This window comes from uncultured Roseibium sp. (assembly GCF_963675095.2).
GTDB lineage: Bacteria > Pseudomonadota > Alphaproteobacteria > Rhizobiales > Stappiaceae > Roseibium.
Window position 1 is genome coordinate 26469 of the sequence record NZ_CAXXSJ010000035.1, and the last position, 21207, is coordinate 47675.

18 protein-coding genes, 1 pseudogene and 1 riboswitch are annotated in these 21207 nt (G+C 62.6%); of the genes and pseudogenes, 7 read left to right on the plus strand and 12 right to left on the minus strand.

Going from position 1 to position 21207, the window contains the following annotated elements:
• Positions 1-77: 77 nt before the first annotated feature.
• The 3 genes from ABIN98_RS13885 to ABIN98_RS13895 all read right to left on the minus strand — a co-directional run bounded on the left by ABIN98_RS13885 (position 78) and on the right by ABIN98_RS13895 (position 1439).
• On the minus strand, positions 78-200 hold the full coding sequence (locus ABIN98_RS13885; protein ID WP_346910825.1) for a hypothetical protein: 123 nt from the start codon (positions 198-200) through the stop codon (positions 78-80).
• 7 nt (positions 201-207) lie between these two features.
• Entirely contained in the window at positions 208-816 is a 609-nt protein-coding gene (locus ABIN98_RS13890) for a hemerythrin domain-containing protein (protein WP_346910826.1), read from the minus strand.
• Positions 817-953: 137 nt separating this feature from the next.
• Complete coding sequence (locus tag ABIN98_RS13895) at positions 954-1439, minus strand: MarR family transcriptional regulator (RefSeq protein ID WP_346910828.1); 486 nt, start codon at positions 1437-1439, stop codon at positions 954-956.
• 304 nt (positions 1440-1743) lie between these two features.
• Between ABIN98_RS13895 and ABIN98_RS13900 the strand changes: the two genes are divergently transcribed.
• Positions 1744-2856, plus strand: coding sequence for a C4-dicarboxylate TRAP transporter substrate-binding protein (locus ABIN98_RS13900; RefSeq protein WP_346910830.1), 1113 nt, complete (start codon positions 1744-1746; stop codon positions 2854-2856).
• A 280-nt stretch (positions 2857-3136) separates the two neighbouring features.
• Here ABIN98_RS13900 and ABIN98_RS13905 read toward each other — a convergent pair whose 3' ends face one another.
• Positions 3137-4336, minus strand: coding sequence for a thiolase family protein (locus tag ABIN98_RS13905; RefSeq protein ID WP_346910832.1), 1200 nt, complete (start codon positions 4334-4336; stop codon positions 3137-3139).
• Positions 4336-6208, minus strand: a pseudogene (locus tag ABIN98_RS13910) (feruloyl-CoA synthase). The gene ABIN98_RS13905 and the pseudogene ABIN98_RS13910 overlap by 1 nt, the downstream one beginning before the upstream one ends.
• A gap of 279 nt (positions 6209-6487) precedes the next feature.
• On the opposite strand from ABIN98_RS13910, the gene ABIN98_RS13915 reads away from it, so the two are divergent.
• Both ABIN98_RS13915 and ABIN98_RS13920 read left to right on the plus strand, forming a co-directional pair.
• Positions 6488-7075 carry a hypothetical protein gene (locus ABIN98_RS13915; protein WP_346910836.1) on the plus strand — a complete coding sequence of 196 codons (588 nt, stop codon included), beginning with the start codon at positions 6488-6490 and terminating at the stop codon, positions 7073-7075.
• A 267-nt stretch (positions 7076-7342) separates the two neighbouring features.
• Entirely contained in the window at positions 7343-8284 is a 942-nt protein-coding gene (locus tag ABIN98_RS13920; RefSeq protein ID WP_346906329.1) for an IS110 family transposase, read from the plus strand.
• A 226-nt stretch (positions 8285-8510) separates the two neighbouring features.
• Here ABIN98_RS13920 and gcvPB read toward each other — a convergent pair whose 3' ends face one another.
• The 6 genes from gcvPB to ABIN98_RS13950 form a co-directional block, all read right to left on the minus strand.
• A complete protein-coding gene (gcvPB, locus tag ABIN98_RS13925; protein WP_346910838.1) occupies positions 8511-10103 on the minus strand; it encodes an aminomethyl-transferring glycine dehydrogenase subunit GcvPB in 1593 nt (530 codons plus the stop codon).
• Positions 10100-11446, minus strand: a complete 1347-nt coding sequence (gene gcvPA, locus ABIN98_RS13930) for an aminomethyl-transferring glycine dehydrogenase subunit GcvPA (RefSeq protein ID WP_346910840.1) — start codon at positions 11444-11446, stop codon at positions 10100-10102. The genes gcvPB and gcvPA overlap by 4 nt, the downstream gene beginning before the upstream one ends.
• Positions 11447-11463: 17 nt before the next feature.
• A complete protein-coding gene (locus ABIN98_RS13935; protein WP_346910842.1) occupies positions 11464-11949 on the minus strand; it encodes an OsmC family protein in 486 nt (161 codons plus the stop codon).
• A 2-nt stretch (positions 11950-11951) separates the two neighbouring features.
• Positions 11952-12323: a glycine cleavage system protein GcvH gene (gcvH, locus tag ABIN98_RS13940; RefSeq protein ID WP_346910843.1), complete on the minus strand. Its 372-nt coding sequence runs from the start codon at positions 12321-12323 to the stop codon at positions 11952-11954.
• Positions 12324-12350: 27 nt separating this feature from the next.
• Positions 12351-13505 (minus strand): glycine cleavage system aminomethyltransferase GcvT, encoded by a 1155-nt coding sequence (gene gcvT, locus ABIN98_RS13945; protein WP_346910845.1) that lies wholly within the window; start codon positions 13503-13505, stop codon positions 12351-12353.
• A gap of 186 nt (positions 13506-13691) precedes the next feature.
• Positions 13692-13783, minus strand: a riboswitch (glycine riboswitch).
• A 147-nt stretch (positions 13784-13930) separates the two neighbouring features.
• Positions 13931-14560 carry a hypothetical protein gene (locus ABIN98_RS13950; RefSeq protein WP_346910847.1) on the minus strand — a complete coding sequence of 210 codons (630 nt, stop codon included), beginning with the start codon at positions 14558-14560 and terminating at the stop codon, positions 13931-13933.
• A 319-nt stretch (positions 14561-14879) separates the two neighbouring features.
• Here ABIN98_RS13950 and ispH point away from each other — a divergent pair, with 319 nt between their 5' ends.
• Genes ispH through ABIN98_RS13970 form a run of 4 tightly spaced genes read left to right on the plus strand, consistent with a single transcriptional unit; the run spans position 14880 to position 18263 of the window.
• A complete protein-coding gene (ispH, locus tag ABIN98_RS13955; protein WP_346910849.1) occupies positions 14880-15890 on the plus strand; it encodes a 4-hydroxy-3-methylbut-2-enyl diphosphate reductase in 1011 nt (336 codons plus the stop codon).
• An 8-nt stretch (positions 15891-15898) separates the two neighbouring features.
• A complete protein-coding gene (gene thrB / locus ABIN98_RS13960) occupies positions 15899-16864 on the plus strand; it encodes a homoserine kinase (RefSeq protein ID WP_346910850.1) in 966 nt (321 codons plus the stop codon).
• Positions 16861-17340: a ribonuclease HI gene (gene rnhA, locus ABIN98_RS13965; protein ID WP_346910852.1), complete on the plus strand. Its 480-nt coding sequence runs from the start codon at positions 16861-16863 to the stop codon at positions 17338-17340. Before thrB ends, rnhA begins: the two co-directional genes overlap by 4 nt.
• Positions 17337-18263: a diacylglycerol kinase family protein gene (locus ABIN98_RS13970; RefSeq protein ID WP_346910854.1), complete on the plus strand. Its 927-nt coding sequence runs from the start codon at positions 17337-17339 to the stop codon at positions 18261-18263. Before rnhA ends, ABIN98_RS13970 begins: the two co-directional genes overlap by 4 nt.
• 22 nt (positions 18264-18285) lie before the next feature.
• On the opposite strand, the gene ABIN98_RS13975 is transcribed toward ABIN98_RS13970, so the two are convergent.
• Positions 18286-21168, minus strand: coding sequence for an EAL domain-containing protein (locus tag ABIN98_RS13975; protein WP_346910855.1), 2883 nt, complete (start codon positions 21166-21168; stop codon positions 18286-18288).
• Positions 21169-21207: the final 39 nt, after the last annotated feature.

The window sequence follows — 21207 nt, forward strand, 5'->3', positions numbered from 1 at the left end:
GCCCGCCAGGTGCCCTTTCAAACCAAAAAGCCGCCTGACGCGGCGGCTTTTTCGGGTTCGTTCAATGAGACAAGATCCTACGCAGCCGCCGATATGTCGGTGACGTAGTAATAAAATCCGTTAAGGGCGAAGATCTCGTTGCTCATGGAGCTTAGATGCGCGACGGCGGCGAAGAAGTCAAGCGGCTGTACCGAGGGCATTGCAACCTTATCCGATGCCGAGCTCTTCCTCGCCCCGGTCCAGGATGAGCGGCACCACCAGATCCTCCTCATCGTCCAGGTGGCGCATGAGGCCGCCGAGCAGGCGGTCGCTGGCCATCCCGAAGGTCTCAGCCGTTCTCAGGATCGCATCACGATCACCTTCGCCCAGCGCCTGGAAAAAGGCGTTCGCGCTCTCGACCATGTTCCCGATCCGATGGTCCAGCCATTCGTGATCGTTCTCCAGAAGCTCGAACCCCGGCAGGAGCCGTTTCTCGGCTTCCACGAACACGGGAAAATAGTGATTGTCTTCGATGATGTGATGATGGTGCAGTCCGGTGAGGAAGTGCTGCAGGTTGCTGGCGAAATGTCGGGCGAAAGGCTGGGCCTCCACCTCGCCTTCCCGAAACTTCGTCAGTGCCACGTCCAGGACGCCACCCATTTCGCGAAACCCGTTGTGCCGGGCCAGCCAGAACTCAGTCAGCGGTCCAAGATTGTGATGCGCCTGCCAGCCCTCGCGCGGGTGGGATTTCAGGAGATAGAGCCACTCGTCCGGCAGACCGGTCCGCATGGACAAATCTGACGGGCCTTCCGCCGGGCTGACTGCTTTCTGGTTCATGGCTCTCTCCGCTTCCGGGCGGATCGTGTCCGGATCGTCTCTGCCGGACAAAGACCTGGAGCACGTAGCCGGACCGGCTACGCCCCTCGATACCGTGATAGACAGATTACATCAAAACGGCCCGAAATACGACTGCCTCAACCCGCGGAAGACCCGGCGGCGTCCATGCCGAGATACTTTCGGAGAAGGCGCATGAGCTGCTGGGTTTCGCGGGCGTTCAAGCCGCTCGGACGCGCGGCGTCGCTTTCCGTCAGCACCGGCTTCATGGCATCGACGAAGGCAGCGCCTTCCGGCGTCAGGTAAAGCTGGATCGCGCGCCGGTCTTCCTCCGACTGTTCCCTGCGGACCCATCCGTCGGCCTCGAACGACTTGATCAGCTTGGTGGTGTAGGCCAGCTTGAGCTTTAGTAATTCCGCAAGCTCGCCATGGCGGATGCCGGGGTTCTCGCGGATCAGGATCAGGGCGGAAATCTGCGCCGGGCGCATGCCCTTGGGGGTCAGCTCCTCGCCGAAATGGTTATAGACGTGCGCCTGGGCCAGCGAAATCAGGAAGCCGGACATGTTCTCCAGTCCGCCGTAGGATCTTTCTTCGCAGGTCGCGTCGGATTTGAGATTCTCTTGCATGCTCACCGTCTCGATTGCGGTCCCTTCCGAAGGCCGACCGACAGACGCGCGAGACTGATCGCGTATCCGGAGCCGAAGCAGGACCCGTTCCTCAATCCGCGACCCTGAAGCCGCTATTCGTTAGTGTCTACCGCCCCTGCCCGTCCCGAGCAACACCGGCCAGCTTTTAGTTCACGAAGACAGTTTTCTACCATCGATTTAAGTTTACCTGTGAAGTTTTTCCGATTACGCTCCGGAGGACTTTGCGACCGCATTCGATAAAAACCCAACCAAGCGGCCAGAGACGACAACAGGGAGGAATTACATGAAACGGCTACTGATCGGCGCCGTTGCCGCGGCTTGTATTGCGGCTTCGGCCCAGGCGGAAGATCTCCGGGTATCGCCCGGCGTTCCGTCCGCACACCCCGCCTACAGCCATGGCTATGCACATCTGCTTGAATATCTGCCGGAAGAATCGAATGGCGCACTAACCGCGACCCTGATCGGACCGGAAGTCGTCAGCCTCGGCCAGATGAAGGAAGCGCTGCAGGCCGGTGTCACCCAGGTCGGGCTGCTGCTGCCGCTCTATTTCCCGGCAGACTTCCTCTATATCAGCATTCCGTCCGAAGTCGCTCTGGTTGGGACGTCTCCAGATGCGATGGGCGCGGCGATGACCGAGTTCGTCGTGACCTGCGAGCCCTGCCAGAAGGAGATGAAAGACTTCGGGGTGGTGTTTCTGGGCTCTGGCTCGACGGACATCTATCACCTGCTGACGACCAAGCCGGTCACGAGCCTGGAAGACCTGAAAGGCCTCCGGCTGCGCTCTGGCGGATCGCCCTGGTCCCGTTTTGCCGAAGCCTTCGGCGCGGTGCCGGTGAGCATGCCGGTCGGCGAAACTTTCGAGGCCATGTCACAGGGGGCCATCGAGGGCACCGCCACATCCTACGGCGACCTCTTGTCCTTCCGGCTGGTCGAAGTCACCAAGGACATCAACACCATCAACCTGGGCACCTATCACGCCACGTCCTATTTCACCGTGCACGGCCCGACCTGGGCCGGCCTGAAGCCGGAAGACCGGGCGGCCCTGGCACGGGCGGCGAACCGGGCGAATGCGGACACCACCCAACGCTGGGCACACGAACTGACGGCGGCCGCAACGGCTGCGGCGGAAAAGGCCGGGATCAAATTCACCGAGCCTTCGGCCGAAATGGCCGAGGCGGTCAAGGCCTATGCGGCCAAGGATGCCGAAGCCGTCGCCAAGCTTTACGCAGAGCGTGACGGCATCAAGGAAGCCGACGCCATGGTGAAGCAGTTCCTGACACTCGTCGACAAGTGGAACGGGATTGTCGCCGAAACCGGCTCCGACCCGGACGCCATCGCGGCCAAGGTTCAGGAAGAAGTCTGGTCCAAGGTCGACTATTCGACCTACGGGCTTTGAGATCCGGATCATAACAACAAGGGCGGCCGTTACGACGGCCGCCCTTTTTTCTTGTCGCAGCTCTGCCCCCTGCACCCCTCTCCCCCCTTGAGGGGGAGATGTCACCGAAGGTGACAGAGGGGGGTGACAGCGTTGGCTTCATATCTCGACGTTGTTATTTGCAGAGAGGCCCGGTACCCCCCTCTGTCCGCTCACGCGGACATCTCCCCCTCAAGGGGGGAGACGGGGAACAAGCGGTTGAGCCTTTTATTGTTTAGAGTCCGCTGGCAACTGCGCCGCCTCACCCCACGCGCAGGATGACGGCCATGGCGGAGTCGCCGGCGGCGCAGCCCTGGAACAGGCCGTAGCCGCCGCCCTTGATTTCCAGTTCCTCGATCATCTCGATGATCGCCCTGAGTCCGGTCGGGCCTTGCGGATGGCCCCAGATCAGCGAACAGCCGTAGTTGTTCATGATCCTCCAGTCGATGCCGAAGGCACGGGCGAAGGCGATGTCGTTGACCGCGAAGGGATTGTGCGACTTGACCGCCGCCATGTCGGCGATGGTCAGTCCGGCAAGTTCCAGCGCCTTGCGGGCCGCATCGATGGGGGCGGCCGGCATGTGGGCCTTTTCCACCCGCGCCTGACCGACCGCAATCACCTGCACCTCCGGGCCACCGGACACCGACGACAGCTCGCGGGCGCGGCCCGGGTCGGCGGTCATGACGAGACCAGCATTGCCATCCGCCGGATGGGTCTGGGCAGCGAAAGTGACGCTGCCGCCCTCGCGGACAGGCTTCAGCGCCGCCATTTTTTCCGCCGACGCCGGATAGACGCCGCAGTCGCCGTTCACGGTCTTCACCGTCTTGCGGAAGCGGGCATCCGGGACAGCGAATTCCGCAGCCATGTAGCGTTTCTGGAACGCGCGGTCGTCCTTCAGCGCCTCAGCATACTGGGTATTCCGGTAGAGCGTCAGCTCGTGCTGTTCGGCGGTGTCGATACCCTCGCGGCGGGCGACGTTGTCCGCCGTGTCCACCATGGCGCAGCGGGCGAAGGGATCGACGTTGAAACTGTCGAGTACGACGTTTTCACTCACCCCCGTTCCGCCCGGCGCCTCGGGCGCGGGATAATAGACATGGGGTCCGTTGGAGGTCCGGTCGCCGGACACCAGCAGCGCGGTTGCCGTCGTTCCCATGGCGAATTCGCCGGCGGCCGTCGCGACAAGACGTGCGCCGGTGGCACAGGCCTGGTTCACGGTCGGTCCGGGCAGGTGTTCGGCGCCCAGCAACCCGGTGAACCACGGCAGACCGTAGAAGCTGCGGTTCTGCATGACGGTGATGCCGTAGGCGGCATAGTCGAAAGCGCTCAGCGGAAGCTTGCGCTTTTCCAGTTCCTCGCGCGCCACATGGGCGGCGAATTCCATGGAATGCAGATGAGCGAACTCGCCCTGCCAGCGGGCAAAGGGCGTGCTCCAGTAGGCGCCGTAAGGAATATAGGCGTTCATCAGGCTGGCACCTCTGCCGGCTTGAGATCGATAAACTCACCCGGCCGGTCGCCGAACAACGCCTCCACATCAGCGGCGCGATTGGCGATGATCTGGCGCTGGTTCAGATAGGCCTTGTCGGTAATTTCTCCGGCATCCGGGTTGGGCGGTGCCAGCAGGAACCGTGCCCGCGTGGCATAGCGGGACGAGCCGCCTCCTTGCGCCTTGCAGACTGCGCAAGCCTTCGGCGACCCGGTCGCGCACCCGCCTCGGATGCCAGGACATCTGCCAGAGGCGCATCGGCGGCCAGGCCCGCACTGGCGCGGCAGGCTGCTTCGTTGGCAATGAGCAGGAAGCCGATTTCGTCCCGGCCGTGACCGGACACGACAACGTCCTGCACCAGGGGTGCGAGGGCATCGATCCCGGCAACGCGCAGTTCGCCGACGCTGACCCAGGTTCCCGACGCCAGCTTGAAGTCCTCGCTCACCCGGCCGTCGAAGAAGAGCCCCTTCGACGGATCCTCCGGATCGGCAAAGCGGACCGCGTCTCCGATGATGTAGAAACCCCTCCTCGTCGAACGCCGAGGCGGTGAGTTCGGGATGGCGGTAATAGCCGGGCGTCACGCCGGGCCCCTTGACGCGGACCTCCAGCTTGTCGCCGTTCGGGACCAGCTTCAGCGTCACGCCGGGCACGGGCAGGCCGATATTGGCGATGTTCTCCACCTGGAAATGACAGTGGGTGGCAAGCGGCGCGGTCTCGGTGGAGCCCCAGGAGCCGACGATCGGGATCTCGCGCCCGATCGTCTCGCGGCTGAGCCGCTTGAGATTTTCCCAGACCGTCGTCGGCAGGGCGGCGGCGGCATTCATGACGAGGTCCATATTGAAGAAGACCTCGCGCAACTCCGCGTCTTTTTCCAATGCCTGCGCCAGAAGATCGTAGCCGCGCGGAACGTTGAAGCTGAGGGTCGGCTTCACGTCCTTGAAATTGGCGATGGTCCGGTCGATCAGGCCCGGTGCCGGCTTGCCGGCATCGATGTAAAGCGAACCGCCATTGCTCAAAACAGCATTGAAGGTGAAATTCGCGCCGAAGGTATGCGACCACGGCAGCCAGTCCACGACCCACCGGCGGGTTCTGTTCCAGGAAGGTCCAGACGGCCAGGTTCGCTGCCTGGTTCGACGTCACCATCTTTTGGGTGTTGATCACCGCCTTTGGCGTGCCGGTCGAGCCGGACGTGAACAGCAGCCGGGCGACCGTATCCGGGCCGATGCCATGAAATGCAGATGAGACGGCAGAAGAGGCCTCGGGCAGATCGGCCTCCTGGAGAAGCTGGACCTTACGACTTGTCTTTTCCGGTGCCTTCCCGACCAGAACAACCGCGTCGTGCAGATCGTCGATCGCATCAAGGGCGCCGGCATAGACATCCGGGTCGGAGACGTGGATCACGGACGGGTCGACCAGTTCGACCATGGCTTTCAGCTTGGCATGGTCCTGCGACAGCAGCGAATAGGCGGTCGAAACCGTGGCGACCGGCACACCCACATGCATGGCGGACAAGGCTAGCAGCGCATGGTCGACGGTGTTTTCCGACAGGACCAGAACCGGATGCTCCGGTGAGGCGCTGGTCGATAACAACCAGCCGGCGAGCCCGAGCACACGGGTCAGGGCTTGCGAATAGCTGACTTTACGCCAGCCGCCGTCGGCATCCCGTTCGGCCAGGAAGGTGGTGTCGGGGCGCTCCTCCGCCCAGCGCACCAGCCATTCTCCAACGCAGCGTTCGTAGGCCGGCAGGGGGATGCTGCTTTCCAGCAGGATCGCGCCCGAGGTTTGCACGGACTTCACAACACTTGGCGGCGCGAACAAGGGTTCGCCCCGCCTTCCGGACCAGGTGCTCATTCTCTTCTCCTCCCAGACGCTCCGGCTCCCCCCGGCGCGTCTCGATTTACTTTCCTTGTAAACTATTGTCCGGGAGAGGGTCTGAATGCAAGGACTTTCTGGCGGGGTTCGATCGTCTGATGGCCCGTCTCATAAAAATACGTTCACTCGGACGGAATTCCTTTATTTCCATCGAACGAACGGCTTGTTAGAAATGCGGAATACGAGAGCCCTTGGCGTTGCACAACCGCGTCGATCAAGGCGCCGGACTCAGGCAAACAAAAGGCCGAACCGACACGCATGTCGCAAACGAAGAAAAGAAGAAGCCCGCACAAGCAAATCTTTCTGGGCGTCGCCGAACAGATCGCGGAGATGGAGGCATCCCGGGGCTTTGTGGACCATCCGATCTATGAAACCGGCTGGGACCCGCATAACCAGATGTATTTTAGACACCTTATCCGCGAGGATACGTCGAAGTACGTCGACCAGTTCGAAATCTCCTACCTGCCCTCCAACCGGCAATTTTTCTTCAAAATCAAACGATCCCGAAGCACTCCGGAATTGGTAAGTCTTTTGAATTCGGGATGCGATGCCAGGGACTGGACAGAGGCCGTATTCCGATACCCTTGTGACGTGTACAGTTTGTCTTTTGGCAGCAGATGGCAAATCTTCATGGGGCCATCGGCTTGCCTGAAAAAGCGCGATTTGAATGATCCTGATGCCGCGATTGCCAAAATGATGAAGCGATATCGGAAATACTCGGACCAACTTTTCAAAACCCTGGATGAAAATCATCCAAACTGGAATGTCGACGTAATTTATTACAATGCTGCCAGCCCCGGAAACCCATTCGTTGCTAAAATGCATCAAAGCATCGGTAGACTTTGACAGGACACAATAGAAAGCCAGGTCGACTGACCACAAGCCTACAAACTGCAGACAATACCTGCCCTTTCCATCGTCATCCCTGTCTATCGAGGCACCCGGCTTGTTTAGTTTGGTGAGTTGGGTGTGAATGGGAGCGAGCGGAGCGCCGAGTCATCCCCGGTTGGTAAGAACCGTCGGCCAGCGTGGCGTCCGCTCGCGTACCCTAGTCATCCCGAACAGTTGCATGAGAGCCGTGATTGGCGGCGTCTCGCAGGACAAGGACGGGCGATGAGCACTCTACCACACTCCATTTTGTCCATCGACATCTCGAAAGACTATCTGGATACCGACGGCTGGCCCACAGTCTGGCGCCGCCGGATCCCTAACGATACCAGCGGCGTGGCATCGATCGTGAAGAGAGCACGCCAGCTTAAGGCGTTCGTCATCTTCGAAGCCACCAGCGTCTATGACCGCCGTTTGATGGCGGCGCTGGAAAAGGCGGGGCTTGCCTACCACCGGGCCAATCCGCGCAAGGCGCGCGAGTTCGCCAAGGCTGCAGGTTTCCTGGCCAAGACCGACCGCGTTGATGCCGCCATGCTGGCCGAATATGCCCGCCGGATCCCTCTTGCCGCGGCCGAGCCGCTCGCACCGGAACGCCAGGCTTTGCGCAGTCTCATCGACCGGCGCAACCAGCTCGTCACCATGCGCAAACAGGAGGCCACGCGCCTCAAGCAGGTGGACGATGCGGCGATCCGGGCCGAGATGGAGACCTTCCTCATCGAAATCTCGGACCGGGTCGCGGCCTATGAGCAGCAGATCAAGGTCCATCTCAAGACCCATCCCGAGCACGAGCATGTCGCCCGTCTTTTGTCTTCCGCCCCCGGAGTGGCTCTGGTGACGGCCGCCAGCCTCATTGCCTTTCTACCTGAATTGGGCAGGCGTTCGGCCAAGGCGATCACCGCACTGGTCGGTCTGGCGCCGTTGTCACGCGATTCCGGCCGATGGCGAGGACAGAGGCGCATCTGGGGTGGGCGCCGAAAGCTCCGCACGCTCCTCTTCCTGGCTGCTCGGCACGCGGCCAAGCATCCTGCATTTGCCGCCTTTGCAAAGCGTCTCGAAGACGCCGGCAAGCAAACAAAGAAGGTCCGTATCGCCGTTGCTCGCAAACTGCTCCTGGCCCTAAACGCCATGATCAGCGAAAATCGGCCCTTTATAGAGCAATCTGCTTGACAGGTCGCGATACAGTTGCTGGCCGGAGCGTAAGCGGAGAGCCGGGACCGGGGAGCCGAGGTCTGTCGTTGAAGATCGAAACCAGACCGATAGCGCAGAGGCTCGCCGGTCCCGGATAAAGCCTGACGGCTTTTCCGGGATGACTTCGAGAGGATGGTGTTGGCTTCTTGGCAATAAAAAAGCCCGATCGTATGACCGGGCTTTCTCACTTTCGTTCGGGATGTCCCTACTCCGCAGCGGCCGGGGTGACCTCCGCCGGGGCGGGTGGGGTCCATTTGAGGACCGGCTTGCGGGCGGCGGCCGTCTCATCCAGGCGGCGCCGGGGGGCAAGGTAGGGAGCGCCGGAGAAGCGGTCGGTTTCCTTGCGCTGCGCGCTCATGACCAGATCGCGCATGGTGGCGATGAACAGGTCGAGCGCCGCCCGGCTTTCCGATTCCGTCGGCTCGATCAGCATGGCGCCATGGACGACCAGCGGGAAATACATGGTCATCGGGTGGTAGCCCTCGTCGATCATCGCCTTGGCGAAGTCGAGGGTGGTGACGCCGGTGTCCTTGAGGAAGCTGTCGTCGAACAGGACCTCGTGCATGCAGGGCCGTTCGCCGAAGGGCAGGCTCATCAGGTCCTGCAGGCCGACGCGGACGTAGTTGGCGTTGAGCACCGCATCCTCGGAGGCCTGTTTCAGCCCGTCGGAGCCGTGGCTCATCATGTAAGCGAGCGCACGCACGAACATGCCCATCTGGCCGTGGAAGGCGGTCATGCGGCCGAAAGGCTGCTCGCCTTCGAGCGTGTCCGCTTCCGTTTCGACCAGCACCGGCCCGTCGTCCGTCTTGCGGATGAAGGGCAGCGGCGCGAACGGCGCGAGCCGTTCCGACAGGACCACCGGACCGGAGCCCGGACCGCCGCCGCCGTGGGGCGTGGAGAAGGTCTTGTGCAGGTTGATGTGCATGGCGTCGACGCCGAGGTCCCCTGGCCGCGCCTTGCCGACGATGGCGTTGAAGTTGGCCCCGTCGCAGTAAAAGTAAGCGTCCGCCGCGTGGACCGCGTCGGCAATCTCGATGATCTCGCGCTCGAACAGCCCGCAGGTGTTCGGATTGGTCAGCATGATCGCCGCCACGTTGCCGGCATGCTCGGCAAGGGTCGCCTTAACGGAGGCCAGATCCACCGTGCCGTCGTCCTTGGCATCGATGGACACGACCTTGTAGCCGAGGAGCGCCGCCGTTGCCGGGTTGGTTCCGTGGGCGCTTTCGGGCACCAGCACCATCTTCGGATCACGGCCGGCGGCCTTGTGCGCCGCCTTGATCGCCATCATGCCGCACAGCTCGCCGTGGGCGCCCGCCTTGGGGCTCATGGCAACGGCGGAGGTACCTGTGGAGACCATCAGCCAGCGGGCCAGTTCGTCGATCAGTTCGACCGCACCCTGAACCGTGGACAGCGGCTGCAGCGGATGGATGTCGCCGAAGCCCGGCAGCCGTGCCATCTTCTCGTTGAGGCGCGGATTGTGCTTCATGGTGCAGGAGCCGAGCGGATAAAGCCCGCTGTCGATCGCATAGTTGTTGCGCGACAGGCGCACGTAGTGGCGCATGGCTTCCGGTTCTGCGAGGCCGGGCAATTCCAGCTCCGCCACGCGGGCGTGCTGCCCAAGCTCGGGCGCGAAGTCTTGCGGTTCGTCCAGGTCGACGCCCATGGTGTCGAAATGGCCGAATTCGAAGATCAGCGGCTCTTCCATGTCGAGACCGCGATTGCCGGTGAAGGTCTTCGGGCGGTAGCTGGTTTCCGCTTCGCCCGGGGCCGTCGGGCGGCCTTGGGTGTTCATGCTCATGCCAGCACCTCCTTCAGCGCGCTTGCAAAGGCCGCGCGGTCCTCGTCGGTGTTCACTTCCGTAGAGGCTACCACCAGCAGGTTTTCAAGCGACGCGTCACCCGGCACGAGCCGCGACACCGGCACGCCGCCGAGGATGCCTTTTTCGGCGAGCGCCTCGACCACGTCGTGGGCGGGTTTCGGCAGCCTGACGGTGAACTCGTTGAAATAGGCGGTGTTCAGAACCTCTACGCCCGGCACCGCCGACAGGTCCTTCTTCAGCTTCACCGCATTGGCGTGGTTGATCCGCGCCAGCTTCTTCAGCCCCGCGCCGCCCAGGAGCGACATGTGGATGGTGAAGGCGAGCGAACAGAGTCCGGAGTTGGTGCAGATGTTCGAGGTCGCCTTTTCCCGGCGGATATGCTGTTCGCGGGTCGAAAGCGTCAGCACGAAGCCGCGCCGGCCTTCCGCGTCGACCGTCTCGCCGCACAGGCGCCCGGGCATCTGACGGATGAATTTCTGGTTGGTGGCGAAGAGGCCCACGTAAGGCCCACCGAAGTTAAGGCCGTTGCCGATGGACTGGCCTTCGCCGACGACGATATCGGCGCCTTGCGCCCCCGGCGGTTCGATCAGGCCGAGGGACACGACCTCGGTGAAGACGGCGATCAGCAGGGCGCCATGGGCATGGGCCTTTTCGGCAATCGGCTTCAGGTCGATCAGCTGGCCGTAGAAGGACGGCGACTGAACGACGACGCAGGAGGTGTCGTCGTCGATCTGGGCGAGAATATCCTCCGTGCCGGTCGGATCCGCCCGCAGGGAGACGACCGTATCGTCGGCCATGCCGGAGATGTCCTCGACCACGTCGCGATATTGCGGATGAAGCCCGCCGGACAGGACCGCCTTGTTGCGGCGTGTCACCCGGTGGGCCATCAGCACGGCTTCGCCCGTGCCGGTCGAGCCGTCGTACATGGAGGCATTGGCCACATCCATGCCCGTGAGGCGTGCGACCTGTGTCTGGAACTCGAACAGGTACTGCAGTGTGCCTTGGGTGATTTCCGGCTGGTAGGGCGTGTAGGAGGTCAGGAACTCCGACCGCTGGATCAGGTGATCGACGGTTGCCGGCACATGGTGCTTGTAGGCACCGGCGCCGACGAAGAAGGGGACCGACCCGGCGGCGACGTTTTTCGCCGCCAGGGTCGACAGTTGCCGTTCGACCTGAAGTTCGCCGGCGCGGCGCGGCAGGTCGAGAAGTTCGTTTAAACGGGCTTTTTCGGGAACATCGGCAAACAGGTCGTCGATCGTGTCGACGCCGATACGTGCCAGCATGTCGCCGCGGTCCGTATCGCTCAAGGGCAGATAGCGCATGGTGCAGCTCTTTTAAGTTAGGGAGAAACGAGACGCAGCGGTTCGGGCTCGATCACGATCTCCGTCTTGACGGAATTGGCGATGAAACAGATTTCATGCGCCTTCTCGTGGAGGTCCTCGAACCAGGTCGGATCGGGCATCTTATCGGCCCGCAGCGTGACCTGGGGCCGGAGCGTCACCTTGGTGACCGCCATCCGGCCGCGGCCGATCCGGGTCATGACGCCTTCCGCCTTATCCGTGTAGCTGTCTATGACGTACTTGGCGTGGCGGGCCAGATCGATGAAGCTCATCATGTGGCAGGACGAAAGCGCAGCCACGAAGGCCTCTTCCGGGTCGACGGCGGCTTCCTTCGAATAGGGCAGCGGCACCACGGAGGGCGATGCCGAGGCCGGCACCTCCACTCCGCCGTCGAAACGCCACAGGTGACCGCGGGAATACTGTCCCTTCGCGAAGTCGCCCTCGCAGCGCCAGACGACTTCAGCGGTGTAGAGGTGTCCGGCCATGATCAGAGGGTGTCCACGTAGGACTTGTAGGCGGCCGCATCCATCAGGCCTTCCAGTTCGCCGGCATCGGCGAGCTTGACCTTGATGAACCAGGCGGCGCCTTCCGGGTCGTCGTTGACCTTGGCCGGTTCGTCGACCAGGGCATCATTCGCCTCGACGACGTCACCGCCGACGGCGGCATAGACTTCGCTGGCGGCCTTAACCGATTCCACGACGGCGGCTTCGTCGCCCTTGGTCAGGACCTTGCCCACTTCAGGCAGCTCGACAAAAACGACATCGCCGAGCTGTTCCTGAGCATAGCCGGTGATGCCGATGGTGGCGGTGTCGCCGTCGACGGAAATCCATTCGTGGTCTTTGGAGTAATAGGTGGTCATGTTTTATCCCGGAGTTCTGGAAGTTGATTATGTGGTTTTCGGTTTGCGATAATAGCGGTTCGGCACGAAAGGCATGTCGACGACTTCCGCAGGCAGGTCCTTGCCGCGCACGACCAGATTAAGCTTCGTTCCAACGGCGGCATGTTCGGCGGCGACATAACCCATGGCAATCGGCGCGCCGAGGCTCGGCGCAAAGCCGCCTGAGGTGACGGTGCCGACGGTCGGGCCATTGGGCAGGCGGATTTCCGCACCCTCGCGGGCGGGCGCCCTGCCCTCCAGCTTCAGGCCGACGCGCAGGCGCCCCGGTCCGTCGCGCAGTTCCGCCTGGATGCGCTCCGCACCCGGAAAACCGCCTTCCTCGCGCCGGCGTTTCTGCATGGCGAAGGTGATCGCCCCTTCGACCGGCGAGGTGGTTTCGTCGAGGTCATGGCCATAAAGGCAGAGACCGGCTTCCAGACGCAGGCTATCACGTGCGCCAAGCCCGATCGGCTTCACCCGCTCGTCAGCCAGCAGCGCACGGGCGATCGGCTCAGCCGCACCGGCCGGCACGGACATTTCCACCCCGTCCTCGCCGGTGTAGCCGGCGCGGGCGATATGGCAGGCAATGCCGTCGAATTCCATGAAGTCGCCGGACATGAAGGCGAGATCCGCAGCCACCGGCGCGTGGGCCGCGACAACCTCCACGGCCGAAGGCCCCTGCACGGCGATCAGGGCCTTGTCCTCCAGGATCTCCAGACGGACATTCTCCGGCAACCCGGCCTCAATCAGCGGGTAGTCGACATCCTTGCGGGAGGCGTTGACCACGAGCAACAACTGGCCGTCACGCTCCTCGGAGAGCGGTCGCGTGACCATCAGATCGTCGACGATACCGCCTTCGCCGTTGAGCAGAACCGTGTAGCGTTGCTTGCCCCGGCTGAGTTCCAGCATGTTGGAAGGCACCAGCGCCTCAAGCGCGCGGGCCGTGGTCTCGTGATCCGGACCATGCAGGATCGCCTGACCCATGTGGGAGACATCGAACAGGCCTGCCTCCGCACGCGTGTGCAGATGCTCGTTCATGATGCCGCTTGGATATTGCACCGGCATTTCATAGCCGGCGAAAGGCACCATGCGCGCACCGAGTTCGATGTGAAGATCGTAAAGTGGCGTTCTTTTCAAGTCGCCTGGGACGTCCGGTTCAGCCATGTGAACTCCTCGGGTTATAGAGTGCGCAAATGACGATTCGCATCGTCCTTTTGCACCCCCTCTGTCCGAGTACCTGAGAGATTTCCCGCGTCCTGCCGGCCTGTCTGCCGGCAAAAACGGTTACTCCTTCGGTGAGCCGTTCCGTCCCGATTGAGGCCAGGGCGGAAAACTGCTTTCCAGAGCGTCGATGTCCAAGCGGTCCTTTTGCCTGAGAGTTTCCGGGGCGGTTGCTCCTTCGGCTCCGGTCTGTTTCACCCGGTCTCTCCCGCTTGGGCTTTTGAAACGGTCGGCGAGCATCCTTCGCAAAGGTTTCCCGCTACCCATTCCGGCGGCTCGCTAACGACCCGAGCCAGTGCCGGGATTGTTCACTGAGGCCTGCTTATTGTCAATAACCCGACCTTATACATTCGGACCATGCCGGGGTTTTACCGGCCTTTCTTACGGCCCTCATCGAAGCCGAAGACAATCTTCATTTGCTTATTCTGCGGAACGAGGAACTTGTTCTCGACCAGGGTCCAGGCTTCGCTTGGCTGCCCCTCCCCGATCGTGACCGGAACGGCAAGCAACTCCGAGAGGATCGGGGCTTCGCCTTCATCAGGAGGAAGAATCGCCACACGGATCGGCAGGTCGACCTCTCCGCCCTTCCAGGCAGGTCCCGGCGTCACATGACCTGAAAAACCGATCTTGATACGCGTCTGGTCGGCTCCCTCCCGGGTGCAGCTTCTGGCCCATTCTTCGACCGCCGCCTGATAGAGCAGGCCTTCCGGCTCGTTCTCCTTGCCGCGGGCGTATTTCGAAATGAGATACGTATCGGGCTTGAGCTGGATCGGCGGGCAATAGACCTTCGTCGCGAACGCGTCCGGATCGACCTGGATCGGCTGCTGACCGCCGGCCACGATCGTCGCGAAGGTTCCGCGGGTGTTGCCTGTTTGCGCCTGCCCTGCGGCACCGCTGCCGGCGAGTTCATCCGAACCGCCACCCATGCACCCACTCAGGACACCGGCGCACAACGTGCCGGCCATTACGGCTTTGAGCCAGGAGGCATTGACGCCCATTTTCATTGATCACCTGTCTAATTAGCTGCCTTTTGGCGTTGCTTCATAGCAGGAGAGAGAAACATTGGCGAGACTGAGGCGCGCATGTGCGGTTCGGCTCATGTTCTGCCCCCTGTTGCGCACCGACAACAGGCCAGCACAGGCCAGGTGCGCCACACCGGCTTCAGGCCGCAAAAAGAGGCCGTGTTTCTGTCTGCGGCCGGGGGCGAAAGCGGCTTGACCATTACGGCGGCAATGCTCTACGGGTCTGTCACCAGATACCGGCTCGCCGAAATGGGATGCTGTCCGTAGACTATGTGAGAAACCGGGCCAGGAAACGATGAGCGAACATAAAGCCGCAAAGCCTGAACTGACCGTGCTTCTGTGCGCGCCGCGCGGTTTCTGCGCAGGCGTCGACCGGGCCATCCAGATCGTGGAACTGGCCCTGGAGAAATACGGCAGCCCGGTCTATGTGCGCCACGAGATCGTTCACAACAAGTTCGTCGTGGACGGCCTAAAGTCGAAAGGCGCCGTCTTTGTCGAAGAATTGGACGAGATCCCGGCAGGCGACACCGACCGTCCTGTGATCTTCTCCGCCCACGGTGTTCCGAAATCCGTTCCTGCCGATGCCGGCAGCCGGAACATGTTCTATCTCGACGCCACGTGTCCGCTGGTCTCCAAGGTCCACAAGGAAGCAGAAATCCATTTCCGCCGGGACCGCGAGATCGTGCTGATCGGCCATGCGGGCCATCCGGAAGTCATCGGTACGATGGGCCAGTTGCCGGAAGGAACGGTGACGCTGATCGAAACCGAGACGGATGCGAAGGCGTTCCAGCCGAAGACAGAACGCCAGCTGGCCTATATCACCCAGACGACCCTGTCGCTCGACGACACCGCCGGTATTGTCGACATCCTGCGCCAGCGGTTCCCCGATATCGTCGCGCCGCACAAGGAAGACATCTGCTACGCCACCACAAACCGCCAGGAAGCGGTCAAGGCGATTGCGCCCAAGGTGGATGCCATGATCGTGGTCGGCGCCCCCAACTCTTCCAATTCCCAACGCTTGCGCGAAGTGGCAGAGCGGGCCGGGTGCAAGACATCCATGCTGATCCAGCGCGCCACCGACATAGACTGGAGCCGGTTCGGCGCGATCTCCTCCCTCGGGCTGACCGCCGGCGCGTCCGCGCCGGAAACCCTCGTTGAAGAAGTGATTGCCGCATTCGCGGACCGGTTTGCCGTTTCCGTCGAGACCGTCCGGACAGCCGAGGAAACCATCGCGTTCAATCTGCCCCGCGAATTGCGGGATGTGGCGGGCGCTCACAACAGCGCTCAAGACGCGGCAGCAGAGTAGACCGAAGAATGGCCGTTTACACAGAAGTCGCGGATGAAGAGCTCGCCGCGTTCATCGACACTTACAACATCGGCAAGCTGCTCTCCTTCAAGGGCATTGCCGAGGGCGTCGAAAACAGCAATTTCCTGGTTCACACGGAAAGTGGCTATTATATCCTGACGCTCTACGAGAAGCGGGTGGATCCAAACGATCTGCCGTTTTTCCTGAACCTGCTCCAGCATTTGGCGACCAAGGGACTGAGTTGCCCGACCCCGGTCCAGACAAACAAAGGTGAGGTGCTCGGCACGCTCGCGGGCCGCCCCGCAGCCCTCGTCACCTTTCTGGATGGCATGTGGGTGAGGCGGCCGAAGCCGGAGCATTGCAGCGCGCTCGGCGAGGGTATGGCCCAGATGCATCTGGCCGGCGCCGACTTCGGGATGACGCGCAAAAACGCGTTGAGCGTCGACGGCTGGCGCCCGCTGTTTCTGCAATGCGACGGCCGCGCCGATACGGTCGTGCCCGGCCTCGAAGCGGAAATCACCCGGGAGCTTGATTTCCTGGAAGCGAACTGGCCGTCCGATCTGCCGTCGGGGATCATTCATGCGGACCTGTTTCCCGACAACGTCTTCTTCCTGTCGGACGAGCTGTCCGGCCTGATCGACTTCTATTTCGCCTGCACCGATGCCTTCGCCTACGATGTAGCGATCTGCCTGAACGCCTGGTGTTTCGAGCCGGATCTCGCGTTCAACGTGACCAAGGCGCGCGCCCTGCTCAACAGCTATTCCAGGGTCCGTCCGCTCACCGACCGGGAATACGACGTCCTGCCTCTGCTGGCGCGCGGGGCGGCGCTGCGGTTTCTGCTGACACGGCTTTACGATTGGCTCAGCGTTCCAGAAGGCGCCCTCGTCACGCCGAAGGATCCGCGTGAATACCTGAAGAAACTGCGGTTTCACCAGAGCGTCGACAATGCCGGCGCCTACGGACTGGATATATGAGCGCACCAAACAGAGTGACCATCTACACGGACGGAGCCTGTTCGGGAAACCCGGGCCCGGGCGGCTGGGGGGCGATCCTGCGGTTCGGCGAGCACGAGAAGGAGCTTTCCGGCGGCGCTGGCGAGACAACGAACAACCGCATGGAACTGACCGCCGCGATCGAAGCGCTCAATGCCCTCAAGCGCCCCTGCGCCGTCGATCTCTATACGGATTCGACCTATGTGCGCAGCGGCATCACCGAGTGGCTCGATGGCTGGAAACGCAAGAACTGGCGGACGGCAGCCAAGAAACCGGTGAAGAATGCCGACCTTTGGCAGGCTCTGGACGAAGCGCGCCTGCGCCATGACGTGTCCTGGCACTGGGTCAAGGGACACGCCGGGCACCCGGAAAACGAGCGTGCCGACGAGCTTGCCAGAATGGGAATGGCGCCATTCAAACCGGGTGGGACTGCCGAACTGGCGGAGGATCTTTCTTGAGGTTCTTCCGGCGCAACGACCGGCCGTCCCCCGCCGCGTCCCTCCGGACAGCGCACTGCGATGTCCTGATCATGGCAAACCCGACCGCGGGGGGATATCGCCCGAAGCTGCTCGCCAAGGTTAAAGAGAAACTTCAGGCCGGTGGCTGCAAGGTCACCCTGCATCTGACCACCCATGCCGGCGAGATCGGCGAGGTCTGCGCCGATCCCAAACTGGCCGTCGGTCTGCTCGTCATTGCCGGCGGCGACGGCTCGATCAACGAGGCCCTGGCCGGTTTCCAATCCAATCCGGCCCCGCCCGACCTTGCGGTCATTCCCTTCGGCACGGCCAATGTGCTGGCTTGCGAACTGGGCCTGCCGAGACGCTCCGGCGCCATTGCGGGCGCGATCCTGCGGCGGCGGACCAAGCCGCTGCATGCAGGTCTTGCCAACGGCCACCCCTTCGTTCTGATGGCGTCCTCCGGCTTCGATGCGGAAGTCGTCCACGGCATCCCGCTGGCGCTGAAACGCCGGCTCGGGAAGCTGGCGTACGTGATCACCGCCATCCGGATCGGCCTGACCCGCGAGACCAGCGACCTGACGGCGGAGATCGACGGCGAGACACTGCACGGCAAACTGGCGGTTGCGACCAACGGCCGTTTCTACGGCGGTCCCTTCGTCATCAGCCCGGACGCATCCGTGACGAAGGCCGGTCTGCAACTGCTCATGCTGGAGAAGGACGACCCGCTTTCCAGTTTCCGGTTCGGGCTGGCCCTGCTAATGGGGCGGGTTCACAAGGCCAAGGGCGTCACGGTCCGCAGTTTCCAGCGTGCGCGTATCCTGGCCAATCGCCCGGTCCCCGTGCAGATAGACGGCGATCCGTTCGGGACGACGCCGGTCGAGATCGAACCGGCTCCCGGTCATCTCGCGATCATCGTTCCCTGAGGCAAATTTCGATGAAGGCGGCTTAGGCCGTGTGGGCTTCCGCCGGCTGACGGCGCAGCAGCTTGCTCGCCTCGTCCGCGGAAACGGCCTGGCCGAAGTGGAAGCCTTGGGCGTATTCGCAGCCGAGCTGGTAAAGCTCCAGCGCGTCCGCCTCGCTTTCCGCGCCTTCGGCCACCACCGACATGCCGAGATCGTGTCCCATGGCGACGATCGTCCTGAGCAGGACGGGCCGTGCCGACTTGCCGTTCGGCTTCACGAAAGATTGGTCGATCTTGATCGTGTCGAAGGGGAACCGTTGCAGGTAGGACAGCGACGAATGGCCCGTGCCGAAATCATCCAGCGACAGGCCCGCCCCCAGTGCACGCAGCCGCTCAAGAACCTTGGCGGAATATTCCGGGTTGGACATGACGAGGGATTCCGTCAGTTCCAGCTTCAAGGTTCCCGGCGCCAGCGAAGAGCGTGACAGCACCGCCTTTACGTCATTGATCAGATCGTGTTTCAGCAATTGCCTGGACGAGAGATTGACCGATGCGAACAACGGCCGCGGCATCGCGTTCTCCCGCTGCCAGTATGCGAGCTGGTGTGCGCCCTTTTCCAGCATGTACATGCCGAGTTCGTTGATCAGGCCGGACTGCTCGGCGACGGGAATGAACTCGGCGGGTGAGATCTTGCCGCGCTTCGGGTGGTTCCAACGCGCGAGCACTTCAAAGCCTGCGATTGTCCGGTCTTCCAGGCGAATGATCGGCTGATAGAAGACCCCGAGCGTTTCCTTGCGGATCGCCTCACGCAGGTCGGTTTCCATGTCGATGACGTTCTTGCCGAGCGGGCGCAGGATCGGACGGAAGACCTCCTGACGGTCGCCGCCCAGCCGTTTGGCATGATTGAGCGCGATTTCCGTGTCGGTGATCAGGTCTTCAGACGTCTGCTTTTCGTCCTCGTAAAGCGAGATGCCGACGGAGCAGGTCAGGAAGATTTCGCGGTCGCCGAAGGTAATCGGCGAGCGGACCGCCTTTCTCAGACCGTCGGCGAGCGCAACGATCCGGTCCGGTTCCGGCTCCGACAGCACGAGCAGGCCGTACTGGTCGCCGCTGATGCGCGACAGGGTATCCTGTTCGCCGATCATGCGCACGAGACGCCGGGCGACCGTGAGCAGAATGCTGTCGCCGGCGGACAGGCCGATGCTGTCGTTGACCTGCTTGAACCGGTCGAGGTTCAGGATCATCACCGCCGGCTTGCTGTTGCCGTCCGCCCGGGCATTGGCAAGGGCCGCCTGCAGGCGGTCCATGAACAGTTCCCGGTTCGGCAGCCCGGTCAGATTGTCGTGAACCGCGTCGTGGAGCAGGCGTTCCTCGGCGGTTCTTTCCTCGGTCACGTCCAGCAGCGTGCCCACGCAGCGGATCACTTCGCCGTCGGACCCGATGATCGGCCGGGCGCGCAGACGGAACCAGCGGAAATGGCCGTCTTCGGAGCGAAGGCGGAAGGTCTGGACGACCTTGCCCCGGCGCTGGTCGATCACCGCGTCCAGAGTGGCTCGGAACCGGTCACGGTCCTGGGGATGCAGGACTTCCAGCCAGTCACGGGCAGGCCCTTCGAGTGTGCCGTGGCGCAGGTTGAGGAGATCCTCCACCTCATGCCCGGTGAAGATCCGGTCCCGGTCCACATCCCAGTCCCAGATGATGTCGCCGGCGCCCGTCAGCGCGAGCGCCCTGCGCTCCACATCGGAAATCAGGCCTTGGGCGATGGCGCCGCCGGCGAAGGCGTGCTGCATCACTGTAAAGCCGATCAGAAGTACGATCAGGACAAGCCCGCCGCCGAGGGCCGGCTGCACGATGTCGTTCGCCAGTGCCCCGGTGATCGTCATGGCCGCGCCGACAAGCCAGGCGATCAGCAGACACCAGGTCGGGATGAGCATGATCGCCCGGTCGTAGCCCTGGAAGGCGAGCACCATGATCGTAATGAAACCGAGAACGCCGATGATCCCCAGCGCCAGACGGGCGACGCCGGCAGCGACCGAAGGATCCCAGACCGCGACGCCGATCAGGCCGAGCAGCAGGACCAGCGTCGTCAGCGCCAGGTGCGAATAGTGAATGTTCCAGCGGTTCAGGTTCAAATAGGCATAGAGGAAGATGATCAGGCTGGCGGCCAGCATCACCTCCGCGTAGGACCTGTAAAGCTGGTCCCCGCCCTCCTGCAGATTGAACACCAGGTTCCAGAAGCCGAAATCGATGCACAGATAGGCCAGTACCGCCCAGGCAAGCGCTGCGGTCGCCGGGAACATCACCGTCCCCTTGACCACGAACAGAATGGTCAGAAACAGCGCCAGTAGCCCGGAAATGCCGAGCACGATGCCGCGATAGAGCGTGTAGGCGTTCACCTTCTCGGTATAAGTGTCCGGCTCCCAGAGGCGGAACTGCGGCAGGTTCGGTGACGTCAGTTCGGCAACGAAGGTCACGACCGAGCCCGGATCGAGCGTCACCAGGAAGACGTCCGCCTCCAGGCTCTTCTGCCGTGTCGGCGCGATCCCCTGGCTTGGGGTGATCGCCGTAATCCGCGACGAGCCGAGATCCGGCCAGAACAATTTGGAGCCGACCAGCTGGAAATAGGGCGCGACCAGAAGCCGGTCGATCTGCTCGTCACTGGTGTTGGCGAGCGCAAAAACCGCCCAGCTCTTGTTCTCACCGTCCCTGGAGGCAACCTCGATCCGGCGCACGATCCCGTCGGCGCCCGGCGCGGTGGAGACCTGCAGCCGCGGACCGGCATTGGCATGAATTTCGACCATATTGGTCAGGTCGAGGGCATCGGCATCGATCGGCACCGGGATCGGCTCCACCGCCCATGCCGGTGCGGTGACAAAAAACCCAATCAATCCAAGGAGTAATGCGGCAAGAAATTTACGAATGCCCACGAGCCGTTCCGGTATCCATTCTGACATGGGCCGAATGAG